Here is a 16,947-nt window from a genome sequence, read left to right as displayed (position 1 = left end):
GTCAGCCGATCCGCTCGTAGGCCGGCAGGGTCAGGAAGTCCACGAACTCGTCGGACAGCGCGACCTGCTCGAACAGCTCCACGGCCAGGTCGAGGTGCTCGCCCTCCAGCTCCTCCTTCGCCCGGGCCAGCGCGGCGCGCACGAGGTCGGCGGTGACCGGCGTGCCGTCGTCCAGCACCACGTCGTTGTGCACCCACTGCCACAGCTGCGAGCGGGAGATCTCGGCCGTGGCCGCGTCCTCCATCAGGTTGTGGATGGCCGCCGCGCCGTTGCCGCCGAGCCAGGACATCAGGTACCTCACACCGACGTCCACCGCGGACGCCACACCCGCGCGGGTCGCGCTGCCGCCCGCCGACGCGAAGTCCAGCAGCTGCTCGGCGGTGACGGACACCTCGGGCCGCAGCTCGTCGAGCTGGTTGGGACTGCCCGAGAACTTCTGGTCGAAGATCTCCGCGCACTCCCCCACCAGGTCCGGGTGCGCCACCCACGAACCGTCGAAGCCGTCGCCCGCCTCGCGGCGCTTGTCGTCGCGCACCTTCGCCAGCGCGTCTCGCGTGACCTCCGGGTCGCGCCGGTTCGGGATGAACGCCGCCATGCCGCCCATCGCGAACGCGCCGCGCTTGTGGCACGTGTGCACCAGCAGCTCGGTGTAGGCGCGCATGAACGGCACGGTCATCGTGATGCTGTTGCGGTCGGGCAGCACGAAGTCGCGGCCGGCGTCGCGGAAGTACTTGATTATGCTGAACAGGTAGTCCCAGCGGCCCGCGTTCAGGCCCGAGGCGTGCTCGCGCAGCTCGTAGAGGATCTCGTCCATCTCGAACGCGGCCGGGATCGTCTCGATCAGCACGGTCGCGCGGATCGTGCCGTGCGGGACGCCGAGCCGTCGCTGGGCGGCGGTGAAGACGTCGTTCCAGAGCCGGGCTTCGAGGTGGCTCTCCATCTTCGGCAGGTAGTAGTAGGGCCGGCCGAGTCCGGCGTTGTGGAAGAAGTGCAGGCCGAAGTCGACCAGCGCGCCGATCGCGGGACGGCCGTCGACCTCGACGTGCCGCTCGGGCAGGTGCCAGCCGCGCGGCCGCACCACGATCGTCGGCCGGGGCACGTCGTCGCGCAGGGTGTAGTGCTTGCCCTCCGGCGAGGTGTGCTCGACCGTGCCGCGGGCCGCGTCGTAGAGGTTGACCTGGCCGGAGACGACGTTGTGCCAGTGCGGCGTGTTGGCGTCCTCCAGGTCGGCCAGCCACACCTTCGCGCCGGAGTTCAGCGCGTTCACGGTCATCTTCCGCTCGGTCGGGCCGGTGATCTCCACCCGGCGGTCGCGCAGCGGTTCGGGCGCCTCGGCGACCCGCCAGTCACCGTCGCGGATCGCCTGCGTCTCCGGCAGGAACCCGAGCGGGCGGCGGTCCGCGCGGCGGCGCATCAGGGCGGCGTGCTCGAGCGCGAACGCGCGGTGCAGCTCGGCCACGAACTCCAGCGCGTCCGGCGTGAGGATCTCGTCCCTGCGCTCCACTTCGCCACCGAGGACGCGAACACCGGACATGGAAGCCCACCTCGTTCCGAGTCGGTTTCTACTTCGCGGACTATAGTTTTCACCACGCGGAACGGCAACGAAGGAGTGGTGTCGGTGGCACGAGAGTCCACGGGCGGCGTGCAGTCGCTCCAACGTGCCTTCGACCTGCTGGAACGCCTGGCCGACGCGGGCGGCGAGGCGAGCCTGTCCGAGCTGGCCGCCACCTCCGGCCTGCCGCTGCCGACCATCCACCGGCTGATCCGCACCCTGGTCACGTTGGGGTACGTGCGGCAGAACAGCAACCGCCGCTACACCCTCGGGTCCCGGCTGATCCGGCTCGGCGAGAGCGCGTCGCGGCAGTTCGGCACGTGGGCGCGGCCGTTCCTGGCGCAGCTGGTGGACAAGGTCGAGGAGACCGCGAACCTGGCCGTGCTGGACGGCGACGAGGTGGTGTACGTGGCGCAGGTGCCGTCACGGCACTCGATGCGGATGTTCACCGAGGTGGGCCGCCGGCTGCTGCCGCACGGCACGGGCGTGGGCAAGGCGATGCTGTCGCAGCTGCCGCGGGACGAGGTGCGCGCCCTGCTGGCCCGCACCGGCCTGCCCGCGTACACGCCGAACACCATCACCGACGCCGAGGAGCTGCTGGCGTCCTTGGACCAGATCGCCGAGCAGGGCTACGCGCTGGACGAGAGCGAGCAGGAGCTGGGCGTGCGCTGCGTCGCCGTTCCGCTGCACGGCGCCCCGACCCTCGCCGCCGTCTCCGTCTCGGGCCCGGACAGCCGCCTCACCAAGGACTCGCTGACCAGGATCATCCCCGAGGTCCTGACCATCGCCACCCGCCTCTCCACCCACTCCCACCACTGACCCCACGAGAGTCGTACCTCCACCTCGCGTGAGTCGTACCTCCAAGCGCCGAGAGTCCTACGTTCAGAGCACCTGAATTCAACGCTCACGCCTCGACCGTTCGTCGTGAGCGTTGAATTCAGGGTGCGTGAACGTAGGACTCTCGCGCCGTGAACGTTGGACTCTCGCGGGGTCAGGTGAGGAGGGCGTCGACGAAGGCGGTCGGTTCGAAGGGGGCCAGGTGGTCGGCGCCCTCGCCGAGGCCGACCAGCTTGACGGGGACGCCCAGCTCGCGCTGGACCTGGAACACGATGCCGCCCTTGGCGGTGCCGTCCAGCTTGGTCAGCACGATGCCGGTCACGTCGACCACCTCGGCGAACACCCGCGCCTGGGTCAGGCCGTTCTGGCCGGTGGTGGCGTCGAGCACGAGGAGCACCTCGTCGACCTCCGCCTGCTTCTCCACCACGCGCTTGACCTTGCCCAGCTCGTCCATCAGGCCGGTCTTGGTGTGCAGCCGGCCCGCCGTGTCGATCAGCACGGTGTCCACACCGGCGGCGACGCCCTGCTTCACCGCCTCGAACGCCACCGAAGCCGGGTCCGCGCCCTCGGCGCCGCGGACGGTCGACGCGCCCACGCGCGAACCCCACGTCTCCAGCTGGTCGGCCGCCGCCGCGCGGAAGGTGTCCGCCGCGCCCAGCAGCACGGTGCGGCCGTCGGCCACCAGCACCCGGGCCAGCTTGCCGGTCGTCGTGGTCTTGCCGACGCCGTTCACGCCGACCACCAGCACCACGGCGGGCTTCGGCCCGGACGCGCCGTCGGCGTGCGGCAACGCGTTCACCGCGCGCCGCATCTCCGGGTGCAGCGCGTCGACGAGCACGTCGCGCAGCAACGCCCGCACGTCGTCGGACGTGCGCACGCCACGCGCCACGATCTGCTCACGCAGCGCCGCGACGATCTGGTCCGTGATCGCCGCGCCGAGGTCGGCCATCAGCAGCGTGTCCTCGATGTCCGTCCACGAGTCCTCGTCCAGGTCGCCCGCGCCGAGCAGCCCCAGCAGGCTCTGCCCGAACGTCGACCGCGACCGCGACAGCCGTCCGCGGAGCCGCTCCAACCGACCGGAGGTCGGCTCGATCTCCTCGATCTCGGAGGCCTGCTCGGGCAGGTCGACCTCGACGAACCCGCGCTTGGCCGAGTCGCGCGGCACGGCGGCGTCGTCACCGACACCCGGCTGCCCGTCGACCTCGGTCCGCTCGGCGACCGGGTGCTCGACCGGCTCGACCCGCTCGACGGGCTCGACCCGTTCGACCGGCTCGACCCGCTCGGCCCGTTCGACCGGAGCGGGTGACGCGCCGGAGCGCTCCACGGGCTCGGCCGGTCTGGTCGGTTCCGCCACCGGTGGCGCGGGCTCGTTGAACGTGATGGCGCCACCGGCCCGGTAACCGCCCTTGGCCGGCTTGTCCTGCTCGGGCTCGGTGAGGCTGATCCGCCGGCGCCGCGCCAGCACGACGCCCGTCACGAGGGCGACCGCGAGGAGTACCGCGACGACGACGATGATCCAGATCAGGGACGTGGTGGACACGGCGCAATCCTCGCACGCCACGATATGTTGACGATCGACGAACCAGGTTGATTTCAGGCAACTTTCAAACGAACACTCTTGCGCAAGCGTGCAGTGTGGAATAGACCACAGGGCGTGAGGGTGATCGGGCTCATCTCGGGCACGTCGATGGACGCCGTCGACGTGGCCGTCGCCGACATGTCCCTGGCCGGCCGCACGGTCGTGCTGACCCCGGTCGAGCACGCCGAGCACCCGTTCCCGGAGGACCTGCGCAGGCCGCCGACCAGCGCCGCCGACCTGTGCGTGCTCGACACCCGGCTCGGGCAGGTGTTCGCCGAGGTCGCCGCCCGGTACGAGGGCGACCTGGTGTCGTCGCTGGGCCAGACCGTGCACCACTGGGTGGAGGACGGCCGCTGCCTGGGCACGCTCCAGCTCGGCCAGCCCGCGTGGATAGCCGAAGCCACCGGCCTGCCGGTGGTGGCCGACCTGCGGGTCCGCGACGTCGCCGCGGGTGGTCACGGCGCGCCGTTGGCGAGCACCCTGGACGCGCTGTGGTTGGCCGACTTCGACGGACCGGCCACCGCGCTGAACATCGGCGGCATCGCCAACGTCACCAAGGTGTCGCCCGAAGGTGTGATCGCCTACGACACCGGACCGGGCAACGCGCTCATGGACGCCGCGATGACCGTGCTGTCCGGCGGCTTGCGGAACCAGGACACCGATGGTGGGTTCGCCGGTCGCGGCCGGGTGCGCGCCGACCTGCTCGACCGCCTGCTGGCCGACCCGTACTACGCCCTCCCCGCGCCCAAGTCGACCGGCAAGGAGCACTTCAACCGCGCCTACCTGGACCGCGTCACCGAGGGCCTGACCATGCCCGCCGAGGACCTGCTGGCCACGCTGACCGAGCTGACCGCGCGCACGATCGCCGCCGAGTGCGAGGGCACGGTCATCGGCTCCGGCGGCGGCATGCGCAACCCCGTGCTGGTCGAGTCGTTGGGACGGCGCGTGGACCTGCGCACGAGCGACGAGCTGGGACTGCCCGCCGAAGCCAAGGAGGCCTACCTCGCCGCCTTGCTCGGCTTCCTCACCTGGCACGGCCTGCCCGCGAACGTGCCGTCCGCCACCGGCGCCGCCGGCCCGCGCCCGCTGGGGTCGATCACCCCCGGCCGCTACCCGCTGCGCCTGCCCGAGCCCGTGATCACCGCCGTGACGGGATTGACGATCGGCCGCCGTGAGAGGCAGTCGGATGGGAGAGGCCATGCGCGCGCTTGATGTCGCCATCATCGTGCTGTTCCTGGTGGGCATGCCGCTGCTGGGCGTGTGGATCGCCGGGCGCCAGCGCTCCGCCACCGACTACTTCGTCAGCGAACGCCGCATCTCGTGGTGGGTCGTGTGCGTGTCGGTGGTGTCCGCGGAGACGTCCACGCTGACCGTGCTGAGCGTGCCGACGGTCGCCTACCTGGGCACGATGACGTTCCTGTCGCTGGCCGTCGGCTACCTGATCGGCCGGATCGTGGTGTCGTTCGTGCTGCTGCCCAAGTACATCGCGGGCGAGCTGATCACCGCGTACGGGTTCCTGGGCAAGCGGTTCGGCCGCAACATCCAGAGCACGGCGTCGCTGACGTTCCTCGTCACGCGGTTGCTGGCGGACGGCCTGCGGCTGTTCGCCACCGCCATCCCGATCAAGGTCGTGCTCGTCGCGTACGGCGTGGACGTGTCGTACTGGGTGATCGTGGCGGCGCTCGGCGTCGCGATGGTCGTCTACAGCTTCCTGGGCGGCGTGCGGGCCGTGGTGTGGGTCGACGCGATCCAGATGCTCTGGTACGTGATCGGCGCGTTCGCGGTGATCCTGGTGCTGAACGGCAAGCTGCCCGACGGGTGGTTCGCCAGTGCCGCCGACGCGGGCAAGTTCCAGGTCCTCGACTTCGACGCCAGCGCCTTCACCTCGCCCTACGCGATCGTCGTCGCGTTCATCGGCGGCGCGGTGCTGTCCATGGCCTCGCACGGCGCGGACCAGCTCATCGTGCAGCGGCTGATGGCGACCAAGGACGTGCGCGCGGCGCAGAAGGCGCTGATCGCCAGCGGTGTCGTGGTGTTCCTCCAGTTCGCGCTGTTCCTGTTCATCGGCGTGATGCTGTGGGCGTTCTACAAGGCGGCCAACCCGGTCACGGACCTCAAGCTCAACAACAACGACGAGCTGTTCGCCAACTTCATCGTCAACGACATGCCGTCGGGGCTGTCCGGGTTCGTGATCGCGGGCATCCTGGCGGCGGCGCTGTCGTCGTCGTTGGGCGCGCTGGCCTCCTCGACCGTGACGGACATCGTGCAGCGCGTGGTGCGGCGGCCGATGAGCGAGGCCGAGGTGTTCAAGCAGGGTCGGATCTGGACGGTGGTCTGGGCGGGTCTGCTGATCGTGTGCGCCGGGCTGTTCGCCACGCTGACGCGGCGCGGCAACCCGATCGTGGAGCAGGGCCTGTCGATCGCCGGGTTCACCTACGGCGCGCTGCTCGGCGCGTTCCTGCTGGGGCTGGTGTTCCGCAAGGCCAAGGAGCTCGACGCGATCGTGGCGTTCGCGGTCACGGTGGTGGTGATGGCGTTCGTGATCCTGGGGGTGAAGTTCGTCGGGCCGGAGGCGAGGATGGTGATCGACTTCGCGCCGGCGGCGCCCGCGCGGAAGTTCGTGTCGCTGGCCTACCCCTGGTACACGGTGCTCGGCGTGCTGGTGACGCTGGTCGTGGGCGGGTTGATGTCGTTGCGGCACAAGGGCTACCAGCCGCCGGGCGTGCAGGACGACGTGATGTCGGCCAAGGCGTCGTAGGGCTCGGGGGGTCGTAGGGCTCGGGCTGCGTGGGGCTCGGGGGTCGTAGGGCTCAGGCGGCGGGGTTGGCGCGGTAGGCGACGAGTTCGAGGTGCAACCGGAAGCCGAGCCGGTCGAAGAGCCGCTGGGAGGAGCGGTTGCCGGCCAGTATCGCGGCGGCGGCCTGCGGTCGTGCCCCGGACTTCTCGGCCAGCTTCCAGACCAGCTCGGTGACCAGCGCCGCGCCGACGCCCTGCCCGCGCACGTCCGGTTCCACGGCGACGAAGTCCAGGTAGAACTCGCCCGGCTCGGCCTTGCCCGAGGCGTAGCCGAGGACGCGGTCGCCGTCCATGGCCACCACCACGGTGTGCCGTCGGGCGGCGTCCACGAGCTTGCGCCCGCTCAGGTAGGTCTTGGGGAAGCACCGCTCGTGCAGCACCGCCACCGCTTCGTGCACGGCCGGGTCGGTCGGCAGGACCCGCATCTCGCGGGCCGGTCCGGTGCGCGGGCAGCTCGCCTCGCGCAGCAGCAGGCCGCGCAGGCCGTCGCCGTCGAGGACGTGTATCCCGCACGCCCGGGCGGCGGCGAAGCGGTGCCGTTCGGCGAACGCGGCCAGCCGCCGGTGCCCGGTGTGGCCGAGCAGCTCGCGGTCCGGGACGCCGTCGAGCAGCGGCAGGGCGGCCGCGTAGAGCGCGTCGGCGGTCTGGTCCCAGATCCGGCTGCCCGCCGGGTGGTTGACCGGCACGTCGACGAACGGTCCGTGCAGGTAGGCGCGGCCGGACTCGGCGTCGAGCTCGACGCTGAGCGCGCCGACGACCCAGCCGGAGTCGTCGGTGGCGACCACGGTGCACGCGGCCCAGTCGGGCTCGAACTCGGCCAGCTCGGCCGAGATGTCGCCGAGCGTCTCGCCGAGGTAGCCGATGTGGTGCGCGTCGTCGGCCTGCAACCGCAGGACGAGCGAGAGGACGGCGTCCAGGTCGTCCTGGGCGGCGGGACGGATGTCGTACATGTCTGGAATGGTCACCCGCGGGACGGCCGAACGCGAGGGAGTTTTCGGTGGTGGACGGGCCGGACGTGACGGAAGTCGCCGAAGTGCCCCGGATGGGGCCGGCACCGCGCTCCCCCCGCTCCTAGCGTCGGGGTCATGACGGACGACGTCCTCGACATCCCCTTCGCCGATGCCTTCGCCTTCGACCCCTCGCCCACGTGGGCGAAGCTGCGCGACGAGTCGCCCGTGGTCCGGGTCCGCACGCTCGCGGGCGCCGAGGTGTGGCTGGTGACCCGCTACGACGACGTCAAGCTGGTGCTGGCCGACCCGCGGTTCTCGCGGGCCGGCGTGGTGGCGGCGGGCGCGCCCCGGGTCGGCGTGTCCCGGCCGCTGCCCGGCACCCTGCCGACCACCGACCCGCCCGAGCACACCCGGCTGCGCAAGCTCGTGTCCGGCGCGTTCTCGCACCGGACGATCTCGCAGACCCGGCCGTGGGTGCGCGAGCTGTGCGAACGGCTCGCCGACGACGTGGTGGACGGCGCCGACCTGCGGCAGGTGTACGCGCTGCCGTTGCCGATCCAGGTCATCTGCACGCTGCTCGGGGTGCCGTACGCGGACCGGGAGCGGTTCCGCGAGTGGACCGAGCTCGCGTACAGCCTGGAGATGGCCGACCAGCCGCGGGTCGAGGCGGCGATGGCGAGCCTGCTCGCGTACATGGGCGACCTGGTCGCGGCGAAACGGCGCGAGCCGAGGTCGGAGGACCTGCTCGACGAGCTGTGCGCGACGCCGCTGACGCACGACGAGCTGACCGCGTTCGCGTTGAACCTGCTGGTCGCGGGGCACGAGACGTCGGCCAACCAGATCACCAGCTTCGTCGCCACCCTGCTGCGCGAGCCGGCGCAGTGGGACCGGCTGGTCGCCGACCCGGAGCTGGTGCCGAGCGCGGTCGAGGAGCTGATGCGGTTCACCCGGCTCAGCGAGGTCGGGCAGCTGCGGGTGGCGTTGGAGGACGTGCGGGTCGCGGGGGTGACGGTGCGGGCGGGCGAGGGCGTGATGGCGTCCATCGGCTCGGCCAACCGGGACCCGCGCGCGTTCGCCGAGCCGGACTCGCTGGACCTGGCGCGCACGCCCAACCAGCACCTGGCGCTCGGCATCGGCCCCCACTTCTGCCTCGGCGCGCAGTTGGCCCGCATCGAGCTCCAGGAGGCGCTGCTGGTGCTGCTGCGGCGGTTCCCGGGGCTGCGGGCGGCCCGGCCGGTCGAGGAGCTGGCGTGGCGGAGGGTCCTGGTCAGCGGTCTGGCCGAGTTGCCGGTCAGCCTCGGATGACCGACATCTCTTGCCGCGCGTTTCGCGTTGGGGAACCCTGGTGGGGTGAGCGAGGAAACGATCCAACTCGAACTCAACGACAGCGGGGTGGCGGTAGACCTACCGATGCCTGCCAACCAGCGGGACCAGGTGCAGGAGGTCCCCTACCGGCCGGTCGAGTTCCGTGACGACGACCTGCCCAACGCGTTGGAGCGCGCAGCGTCCTGGCTGCGGCAGACGCAGGACTGGCTCGGTGAAGCGGTCGACGTGATCGCGGTCCACTTGGACTACGACGACACCAAGGGTTCGCCGTATTACGCCCTGAAGCTGCTGTGCAATGAGGAGGACCTGGCAGGCGTTCCCAAGGTGGTGCGCGAGCACGATCGCACTACTGACGAGTAACGTAAGCTGGGTCCATGCCAGATCGCGTGTACCCGCCGGTGATCGCCGCAGCCAAACTGATGTTCCGCGTGCTCGACATGCGGATCACCGTGGAGGGCGCGGAGCACGTGCCGACCACCGGCGGGGCCGTGCTGGCCTCGAACCACGTCTCCTACCTCGATTTCATCTTCGCCGGCTACGGCGCGCACCCGGCGCGCAGGTTGGTCCGGTTCATGGCCAAGCACGAGGTGTTCAAGCACCGCGTGTCCGGCCCGCTCATGCGCGGGATGCACCACATCCCGGTGGACCGGGCCGCCGGGCAGGCGTCCTACCAGCAGGCGTTGGACGCGCTGCGGGCCGGTGAGATCGTCGGGATCTTCCCCGAGGCCACGATCAGCCGGTCGTTCACGGTCAAGGACGTGAAGAGCGGCGCGGTGCGGCTGGCGGCCGAGGCCGGCGTGCCGTTGCTGCCGACCGCGGTGTGGGGCACGCAACGCCTGTGGACGAAGGGCAGGCCGAAGTCGCTGACCCAGCGGCACGTGCCGATCACCATCATCGTCGGCGAGCCGATGGAGCCGACCACGGACGCCGCGCTGCGCGAGCGGATGCAGGACCTCGTGGACGACGCCCAGGCCCGCTACCCGGAGTCGGGCGAGGGCCAGTGGTGGCAACCGGCGCACCTCGGCGGCGCCGCGCCCACGCCGGAAGAGGCCAAACGCCTCGACGACCGCTGACGCCGCGTCCTAGGCCCACTTCTCCAGGGACTCGGCCAGCCGCCGTTCGAACGTCAGGAACGCCTGGCCCTCGCCGCCGTCGCAGACCACCACCAGCTCACCGGAGGCGGTGACGCAGCAGGCGAGCCCGCGAGGGCCGCGGCGGACACCGACGACCTCCTCGACGTGCGGCCGGTCGTCCGCGCGGTAGACGCAGGCGGTGAGGGTGTCGTAGCTGAAGCCGTCCTCGTCCAGGAACCCGGCGAGCGGCAGCGGCTCGCCGCCCTCGACCTCCACGAGATCACCGGCGGCCGTGACGGCGACCCCGCCTTCGGCGAACAGGACGTCGTGCTCGACCACGGTCGTCCACGCCATCCCGAACCGCTTCTTCGACCGGTGCTCGACGGAGACGCGCCTGGGCGCCATGCCGATCGCCGCGGCGACGCGCGCGAACGCCCGCGCCTGCTCCCGCCACGACTCGCGGTGCTCCGGCAACCGGGCCATGACCTCCGCCGCGACCCGCCGCCCCCGGCTCCGCTCCAGCCGCACGTGCTCGACCCGCTCCCGCAGCCGGGTCTCGAAGTCAGCCATGAGCCGACCCTACGCAGGCCCGGCACATCGCAGGCCCGGCACGTTCGCAGACGCAGCACGTTCGCAGATGCAGCACCTTCGCAGGCCGGTGCCTCACAGGCGGGGACTTCACGGGCCAGGGCTTCGCAGGCGTCCCCGCCCAGGGGAGCCCCTGTTCTTGATCCTGCCGGCCGGCACCGACATTCCGGACCGCTGGACGCGAGCCTGTGGACAACTCGGGTTTGTGCCGGCGACGAGACGACCTAGTCGGAGGCGGCGGGCGGTTCGGTCTCGGGAGCAGCGGCGGCGGGTTCCGGAGCGGTGGGTTCCGGAGCGGTGGGTTCCGGAGCGGAGGTGGTGGCGGCCGGTGGAGCGGCGGCCACGGCGGCGGGTTTGGCGCGTTTCGGCTTGTCCTCGCCCCGCAGGCGTTGGGAGATCACCTGGCTGATGCCGTCACCGCGCATGGAGACGCCGTACAGCGCGTCGGCGATCTCCATCGTCGGCTTCTGGTGCGTGATGATCAGCAGCTGCGAGTGCTCGCGCAGCTGCTCGAACAGGCTGATCAGCCGGTGCAGGTTGGTGTCGTCCAAGGCCGCTTCGACCTCGTCCATCACGTAGAACGGCGACGGGCGGGCGCGGAAGATGGCGACCAGCATCGCCACGGCCGCCAGCGACTTCTCGCCACCCGACAGCAGCGACAGCCGCTTGACCTTCTTGCCCGGCGGCCGGGCTTCCAGCTCGATGCCGGTGGTCAGCATGTCGTCCGGCTCGGTCAGCACCAGCCGCCCCTCGCCGCCCGGGAACAGCACCTTGAACACGACCTCGAACTCGCGGGCGACGTCCTCGTAGGCCGACGTGAAGACCTCCAGGATCTTGTCGTCGACCTCCTTCACCACGGTCAGCAGGTCGCGCCGCGTCGCCTTGATGTCCTCCAGCTGGTTGGACAGGAACTTGTACCGCTCCTCCAGCGCCGCGAACTCCTCCAGCGCCAACGGGTTGACCTTGCCCAGCAGCGACAGGTCCCGCTCGGCGCGCTTGGCCCGCCGCGCCTGCGTGTCCCGGTCGTACGGGATCGGCTGCGGCGCGGTCACCGCCTCGCCGCGTTCCTTCGCCACCTCGTACTCGGCCATCTCCTGCGGCGACGGCGGGATGAACACGTCCGGGCCGTACTCGGCGACCAGGTCTTCCAGGCCGATGCCGAACTCCTCGGCGACCTTGGTCTCCAGCTGCTCGATGCGCATCCGCTGCTCGGCCCGCAGCACCTCGTCGCGGTGCACGGCGTCGGTCAGCTTCTCCAGCTCCACCGACATCTCGCGGACGAGGTTGCGCACCTGCGCCAGGTACGTCTCGCGCCGCGACTTGCGCTCCTGCGCCGCGTCACGCTCCGCGGCCGCCCGGCTCAACGACGCGGCGATCCGCTCCAGCGCGACCTCGCCACCGCGCACCACGGCCTTCGCCACGACCGCGCCCCGGGCCCGGGCGGCGTGGGCGCGCTGGGCGCGTTCCCGCGCCTCACGTTCCGCCCGTGCGGCCCGCCGGAGACCTTCCGCCTTGCCCTGCAACGCGCGAGCGCGTTCCTCGGCGGTCCGCAACGACAGCCGGGCGTCGACCTCCCCCTGGCGCGCGGCGGCCAGCTCGGCGGCCAGCTCGTCGCGGTGGGAGCTGTCCGGCTCGTCGTCCAGCGGCTGCTCCTCCGCCACCAGCAGGCGTTCTTCCAGCTCGCCGAGCTTGAGCAGGTTCTCCTCGCGGGCCGCCTCGACCTTCGCCCGCTGCGCCCGCACGCGCTCCACCTCGGCCTCGGCGGAGCGCACCGCCGCGGCCAGCCGGTTCAGCCGCTCCGACGACCGGGCGCGCCGCACCTTGGCCTCGTTGAGCTGCTCCTTCACCGCGGCGACCTCGGCCCGCCGCGCCTGCTGCTCGGCCCGTGCGCCTTCCAGGGCGGCCGTGGACTGCTCCAGCGCGCGCTCCGCCAGCGCCAGCTTCTCCGACGCCTCGTCCACCGCGGCCTGGACCTCGATGACGCTCTGGCTGCGCCCGGACCCGCCGACCGCCCAGTCCGCGCCGAGCACGTCGCCGTCACGGGTCACCGCGCGCACCGACGGGTGCGCGTCCACCAAGCCGCGCGCCGTGGCCAGCGAGTCGACCACCACGACCTTGTCCAACGCGCGGTGCAGCGCGGGCCGCAGCGGCTCCGGCGCCTGCACCACGTCCACCGCCCACCGCGCGTCCGGCGGCAACGACGGCCACCCGGACCGGTCGACGCTCACCGGCGCGCCGCCGACCAGCACCCCGGCCCGACCGGTGTCCTGCTCCTTCAGCAGCTCCAGCGCCGCCACCGCGTCCGCGCCGGAGGCCACCGCGACCGCGTCCGCGATCGGGCCCAGCGCCGCCGCCAGCGCGACCTCCGCGCCCGGCTCCACGGTCAGCAGCGCCGCGACCGACCCGAGCAACCCCGGCAGCCGCGACGCCAGCAACGCGCCCGCGCCGTCCTTGCGGGTCAGGCCCAACGACAGCGCGTCCACGCGCGCCTGCCACGATGCGATGTCCCGCTCGGCGGTCCGCTCGGCCTTGACCAGCTCCTCGACCCGGCGGCGCGCGGCGTCGTCCGACTCGGCGGCCAGCCGGTGCCGCTCGTCGAGCCCGACGTCGTCCTCGTCCTCGGTCCCGGTCACCTCGCGGGCCTCGGCCAGCTCCTGCTGCACGACCTCCGACCGCTCGACCGCCTCGGCCAGCGCGACGGACATCCGCTCGATCTCCTCGGCGGTCGCGCTCGTCTTCGACCGCAGCGCCTCCACCTGGCCGGACAGCCGGGCCAGGCCTTCGCGCCGGTCCGCGATCGCCCGCACCGCGGCCAGGTGCGCCTTCTCCGCCGCGGACACCACGCGTTCCAGCTCGGCCCGCGTCTCCACGGCCTCCGCCAGCCCCACCCGGGCCTCGGTCACGCCGTCCTGGAGCTCCTGCTCCAGCTCCGCGGTCTGCTCGGCCTCGGCTTCCAGCTCGTCCGGGTCACGCCCGCCGCGCGGCGCGTCGACCGCCGCCGACAGGTGCCGCTCCCGTTCCACGGCCAGCCGCACGGTGCCGCGCAGCCGTTCCTCCAACGCCGACAGCCGGTACCAGGTGTCCTGGGCCTGCTGGAGCTTCGGCGCGTCGGCCGCGACCTGGTCCTCCAGCTCGTTCTGCTGGAACTGGGCCTGTTGCAGCGACTTCTCGACCTCGGTGCGCCGGGCCCGGGCGACGGCCTCGTCCTGCTCCTCGCGCGCCAACGCCTCGCGCTGCGTCACCAGGTCGTCGGCCAGCAGGCGCATCCGGGCGTCGCGCAGCTCCGACTGCACGGCCTGCGCGCGGCGCGCGATCTCGGCCTGCTTGCCCAGCGGCTTGAGCTGGCGGCGCAGCTCGGCGGTGAGGTCGGTGAGGCGGGTCAGGTTCGCCTGCATCGCCTCCAGCTTCCGCAGCGCCTTCTCCTTGCGCTTGCGGTGCTTCAGGACGCCCGCGGCCTCCTCGACGAACGCGCGCCGCTCCTCGGGCTTGGACTCCAGGATCGCGGCGAGCTGGCCCTGGCCGACGATCACGTGCATCTCGCGGCCGATGCCGGAGTCGCTGAGCAGTTCCTGGATGTCCATCAACCGGCACGAGTTGCCGTTGATCTCGTACTCGGTGGCGCCCTCGCGGAACATCCGGCGGGTGATCGACACCTCGACGTAGTCGATCGGCAGCGCGCCGTCGGAGTTGTCGATGGTCAGCGTCACCTCGGCGCGGCCCAGCGGCGCGCGGCCGGACGTGCCGGCGAAGATGACGTCCTCCATCTTGCCGCCGCGCAGGTCCTTCGCGCCCTGCGTGCCCATGACCCAGCGCAGCGCGTCGAGCACGTTCGACTTGCCGGACCCGTTCGGACCGACGACGCAGGTGATGCCGGGCTCGAAGCGCAGCGTGGTAGCCGAGGCGAAGGACTTGAACCCCTTCAGCGTCAGGCTCTTGAGGTGCACGCCGGGCAGCGTACCCGTGCGACCCGTGAACCCGGCGTCGGCACGCTGACCTGCGCGATCACCGCCGGACCGAGACCAGCACCGTCATGTCGACCACCAGGTCCAGCCGTTCGATCTCCTGGACCGGGAACGACGTGGAGCCGGGTATCCGCTCGTCGGGCGCGTGGTCGGTGCCCCACCAGCCGCCGATCTCGGTCCGGCCGGCCCGGTCGTGGACGATCAGCTTGCACCGCACGCCCTTCGGCATGTTCTCGACGCGCATCCACAGCTCGGTGCCCCAGGACCTGCCGACGAGATCGGCGCTGGCCACCACGCCGGACGTGCCGTCGGTGGCGTGCCACGTCACGGCGTCGTCACCGGCCAGGCGCGGCACGACCACCACGCCCAGCGCCACGAGCACGACCAGCACACCCGCGCCCACCAGCACCGGCCACCGCCGTCGCCGTGCCCGCACGGGCGTCGGCCCCGGCGCCGCCAGGGGCGGCAGCGGCCGGAGGTCGGGATCGGGCGCGGGGTCGTCGAACGGCAGCTCCAGGTCCGACAGCTGCACCTGGCCGAGCAGCCCCGGCAGCGGCGCCAGCCGCACCATCTCGCGCCGGCAGTCGGCACAACCGCGCACGTGCCGCTCGAACGTCGACCGCTCCGCCGGGTCGAGCGAGCCGAGCAGGTAGGCGCCGAGCGCCACGGTCTGGGCGCAGCTCACGACTCCGTCACCCCCCGCTCCTCCAACGCGTCGCGCAGCGCGCGCAGGGCGTAGAAGCAGCGCGACTTGACCGTGCCGGGCGGGATGCCGAGCACCACCGCCGCCTCCGCCACCGATCGCCGCCGGTAGTACAGCTCGACCACGACGTCGCGGTGGTCGGCGCTGAGCCCGCGCAGCACCTCCGCGACCTGCCAGCTCTGCAGGACGTGCTCCACCTCGTCCGCGACCGGGGGCAGGTCGCCCGGTTCGATCGGCACCTCGGAGTGCCGGCCGGCGCGCTTGCGGAAGCCGGAGATGACCAGGTTCCTGGCCACCGTGTAGAGCCACGGGCCCGCGTCGGCGGGGGTCAGCTCGTCGACGTGCCGCCAGGCCCGCAGCAACGTCTCCTGGACGACGTCCTCCGCCTGCTGGTGGTCACCGCCGACCAGACGCAGGACGTAGCCGTGCAGCGGGCCGCGCCAACGGCCGTACAGCTGCCTGACGACATCTTCGCCACGGTCCACATCGATGTACTACGCCACCGGGCCCTTCGGCGTTCAACGCTCGACGAAACCCGTGAAGCCGCCGCGGGCCTCCGACCAGCGCTCCACGATCGAGTCCACCCGACCGGGGGTAGCGCCGGAACGCAACGCAGTCAGCAGATCCCGGCACGCGGATTCCGGCCCTTCCGCGTTCACCTCGACCCGACCGTCACGCAGGTTGGACGCCGAACCGACAAGTCCCAGCTCAAGCGCCCTGGCGCGGGTCCACCAGCGGAAACCGACGCCCTGCACGTGGCCCCGCACCCAGGCGGTCAGGCGCACGGTCTGCTCTACTCCAGCCACAAGAGCCATCCTGTCATTTCACCCGTTAGTGGTACGGTGCGCGACCGTGACAGCACGGCGTGGTAACCGATCCGTGATCGGCGGACTCGTCGGCCTGCTCCTCGGCGCGGCCGGTGCGACCGGCGTCGCCGTCGCCAACCCGGAACAGCTCGCCCCGTTCGTCGGGGAAAGCGCAGCACAGCGCAGCGGTTCCGACAACATCGGCGCCGGCGGGGTCGGGGGCGTGGGCGAGCCCGAACGGGGCCGTGAGCCGGTGACCTTGCCGACCAGCACCGAAGCGCCGCCGTCCACGACGACCACGACCCAGACGACGACCACCACCACCGAGACCACCACGACGACGGAGACGACGATCGCCACGTCCGAACCGTCCCCCGAGCCCACGACGACGACCGCGCCCGCCGACCTGCCGCAGGCGCAGCAGGTCGTCGCCCTGGTGAACGAGGCCCGCGACCTCGCCGGCTGCGGGCCGCTCAAGGTGGACGACCGGGTGGTCCAGGCCGCGCAGGGCCACAGCACCGACATGGCTCAGCGCGACTACTTCTCGCACACCACCCCCGAGGGCGTCGACTTCGCGCAGCGCATGCGCGCGGCGGGCTACCCGAGCCCCGGCGGCGAGAACATCGCCATGGGCCAGCGGTCCCCCGAGCAGGTCATGAAGGCCTGGATGAACTCCGACGGGCACCGCCGCAACATCCTGAACTGCGGGTTCACCACCATCGGCGTGGGTCTGGACACCCGCGGCTGGTACTGGACCCAGAACTTCGGCTGGTAA

General features: G+C 72.0%; 15 protein-coding genes. 7 read left to right on the top strand and 8 right to left on the bottom strand.

The window, feature by feature from the left end; genetic code table 11:
• Window position 1 precedes the first annotated feature (1 nt).
• Window positions 2-1,534, bottom strand: a complete 1,533-nt coding sequence (aceB, locus tag EDD40_RS30180) for a malate synthase A (protein WP_123745936.1) — start codon at window positions 1,532-1,534, stop codon at window positions 2-4.
• Window positions 1,535-1,618: 84 nt separating this feature from the next.
• On the opposite strand from aceB, the gene EDD40_RS30175 reads away from it, so the two are divergent.
• Window positions 1,619-2,371, top strand: a complete 753-nt coding sequence (locus tag EDD40_RS30175; RefSeq protein WP_123748382.1) for an IclR family transcriptional regulator — start codon at window positions 1,619-1,621, stop codon at window positions 2,369-2,371.
• A 172-nt stretch (window positions 2,372-2,543) separates the two neighbouring features.
• On the opposite strand, the gene ftsY is transcribed toward EDD40_RS30175, so the two are convergent.
• Window positions 2,544-3,929, bottom strand: coding sequence for a signal recognition particle-docking protein FtsY (gene ftsY / locus EDD40_RS30170; protein ID WP_123745935.1), 1,386 nt, complete (start codon window positions 3,927-3,929; stop codon window positions 2,544-2,546).
• 114 nt (window positions 3,930-4,043) lie between these two features.
• Between ftsY and EDD40_RS30165 the strand changes: the two genes are divergently transcribed.
• Window positions 4,044-5,180, top strand: a complete 1,137-nt coding sequence (locus EDD40_RS30165; protein WP_123745934.1) for an anhydro-N-acetylmuramic acid kinase — start codon at window positions 4,044-4,046, stop codon at window positions 5,178-5,180.
• The gene (locus tag EDD40_RS30160; RefSeq protein ID WP_123748381.1) at window positions 5,167-6,726 is read left to right on the top strand and encodes a sodium:solute symporter; all 1,560 of its coding nucleotides are present in this window, start codon (window positions 5,167-5,169) and stop codon (window positions 6,724-6,726) included. The genes EDD40_RS30165 and EDD40_RS30160 overlap by 14 nt, the downstream gene beginning before the upstream one ends.
• 52 nt (window positions 6,727-6,778) lie before the next feature.
• Here the strand turns inward: EDD40_RS30160 and EDD40_RS30155 are convergent, their stop codons facing one another.
• Window positions 6,779-7,714, bottom strand: coding sequence for a GNAT family N-acetyltransferase (locus EDD40_RS30155; RefSeq protein WP_123745933.1), 936 nt, complete (start codon window positions 7,712-7,714; stop codon window positions 6,779-6,781).
• 135 nt (window positions 7,715-7,849) lie between these two features.
• On the opposite strand from EDD40_RS30155, the gene EDD40_RS30150 reads away from it, so the two are divergent.
• From EDD40_RS30150 to EDD40_RS30140, 3 genes are read left to right on the top strand one after another with little or no spacing between them, the layout of a single operon-like run.
• A complete protein-coding gene (locus tag EDD40_RS30150) occupies window positions 7,850-9,019 on the top strand; it encodes a cytochrome P450 (RefSeq protein ID WP_123745932.1) in 1,170 nt (389 codons plus the stop codon).
• 45 nt (window positions 9,020-9,064) lie between these two features.
• Window positions 9,065-9,400 (top strand): hypothetical protein, encoded by a 336-nt coding sequence (locus EDD40_RS30145; protein ID WP_123745931.1) that lies wholly within the window; start codon window positions 9,065-9,067, stop codon window positions 9,398-9,400.
• Between the two features lie 14 nt (window positions 9,401-9,414).
• Entirely contained in the window at window positions 9,415-10,113 is a 699-nt protein-coding gene (locus EDD40_RS30140; RefSeq protein WP_123745930.1) for a lysophospholipid acyltransferase family protein, read from the top strand.
• Between the two features lie 9 nt (window positions 10,114-10,122).
• On the opposite strand, the gene EDD40_RS30135 is transcribed toward EDD40_RS30140, so the two are convergent.
• From EDD40_RS30135 to EDD40_RS30115, 5 genes are all read right to left on the bottom strand, one after another.
• Window positions 10,123-10,683: a hypothetical protein gene (locus tag EDD40_RS30135; RefSeq protein WP_123745929.1), complete on the bottom strand. Its 561-nt coding sequence runs from the start codon at window positions 10,681-10,683 to the stop codon at window positions 10,123-10,125.
• A 242-nt stretch (window positions 10,684-10,925) separates the two neighbouring features.
• On the bottom strand, window positions 10,926-14,645 hold the full coding sequence (gene smc, locus EDD40_RS30130; protein ID WP_211348257.1) for a chromosome segregation protein SMC: 3,720 nt from the start codon (window positions 14,643-14,645) through the stop codon (window positions 10,926-10,928).
• Between the two features lie 58 nt (window positions 14,646-14,703).
• Complete coding sequence (locus EDD40_RS30125; protein ID WP_123745928.1) at window positions 14,704-15,348, bottom strand: anti-sigma factor family protein; 645 nt, start codon at window positions 15,346-15,348, stop codon at window positions 14,704-14,706.
• Window positions 15,345-15,851 carry a sigma-70 family RNA polymerase sigma factor gene (locus EDD40_RS30120; RefSeq protein ID WP_123745927.1) on the bottom strand — a complete coding sequence of 169 codons (507 nt, stop codon included), beginning with the start codon at window positions 15,849-15,851 and terminating at the stop codon, window positions 15,345-15,347. The genes EDD40_RS30125 and EDD40_RS30120 overlap by 4 nt, the downstream gene beginning before the upstream one ends.
• Window positions 15,852-15,884: 33 nt before the next feature.
• Entirely contained in the window at window positions 15,885-16,181 is a 297-nt protein-coding gene (locus EDD40_RS30115) for an acylphosphatase (RefSeq protein ID WP_123745926.1), read from the bottom strand.
• Between the two features lie 64 nt (window positions 16,182-16,245).
• On the opposite strand from EDD40_RS30115, the gene EDD40_RS30110 reads away from it, so the two are divergent.
• On the top strand, window positions 16,246-16,947 hold the full coding sequence (locus EDD40_RS30110) for a CAP domain-containing protein (RefSeq protein ID WP_246037904.1): 702 nt from the start codon (window positions 16,246-16,248) through the stop codon (window positions 16,945-16,947).

Origin of the sequence: Saccharothrix texasensis, assembly GCF_003752005.1 — a bacterium.
Taxonomy (GTDB): Bacteria; Actinomycetota; Actinomycetes; order Mycobacteriales; family Pseudonocardiaceae; genus Actinosynnema; species Actinosynnema texasense.
The sequence above is the reverse complement of the archived record's forward strand: the minus strand, read 5'-3'. Positions and strand labels throughout refer to the sequence as shown.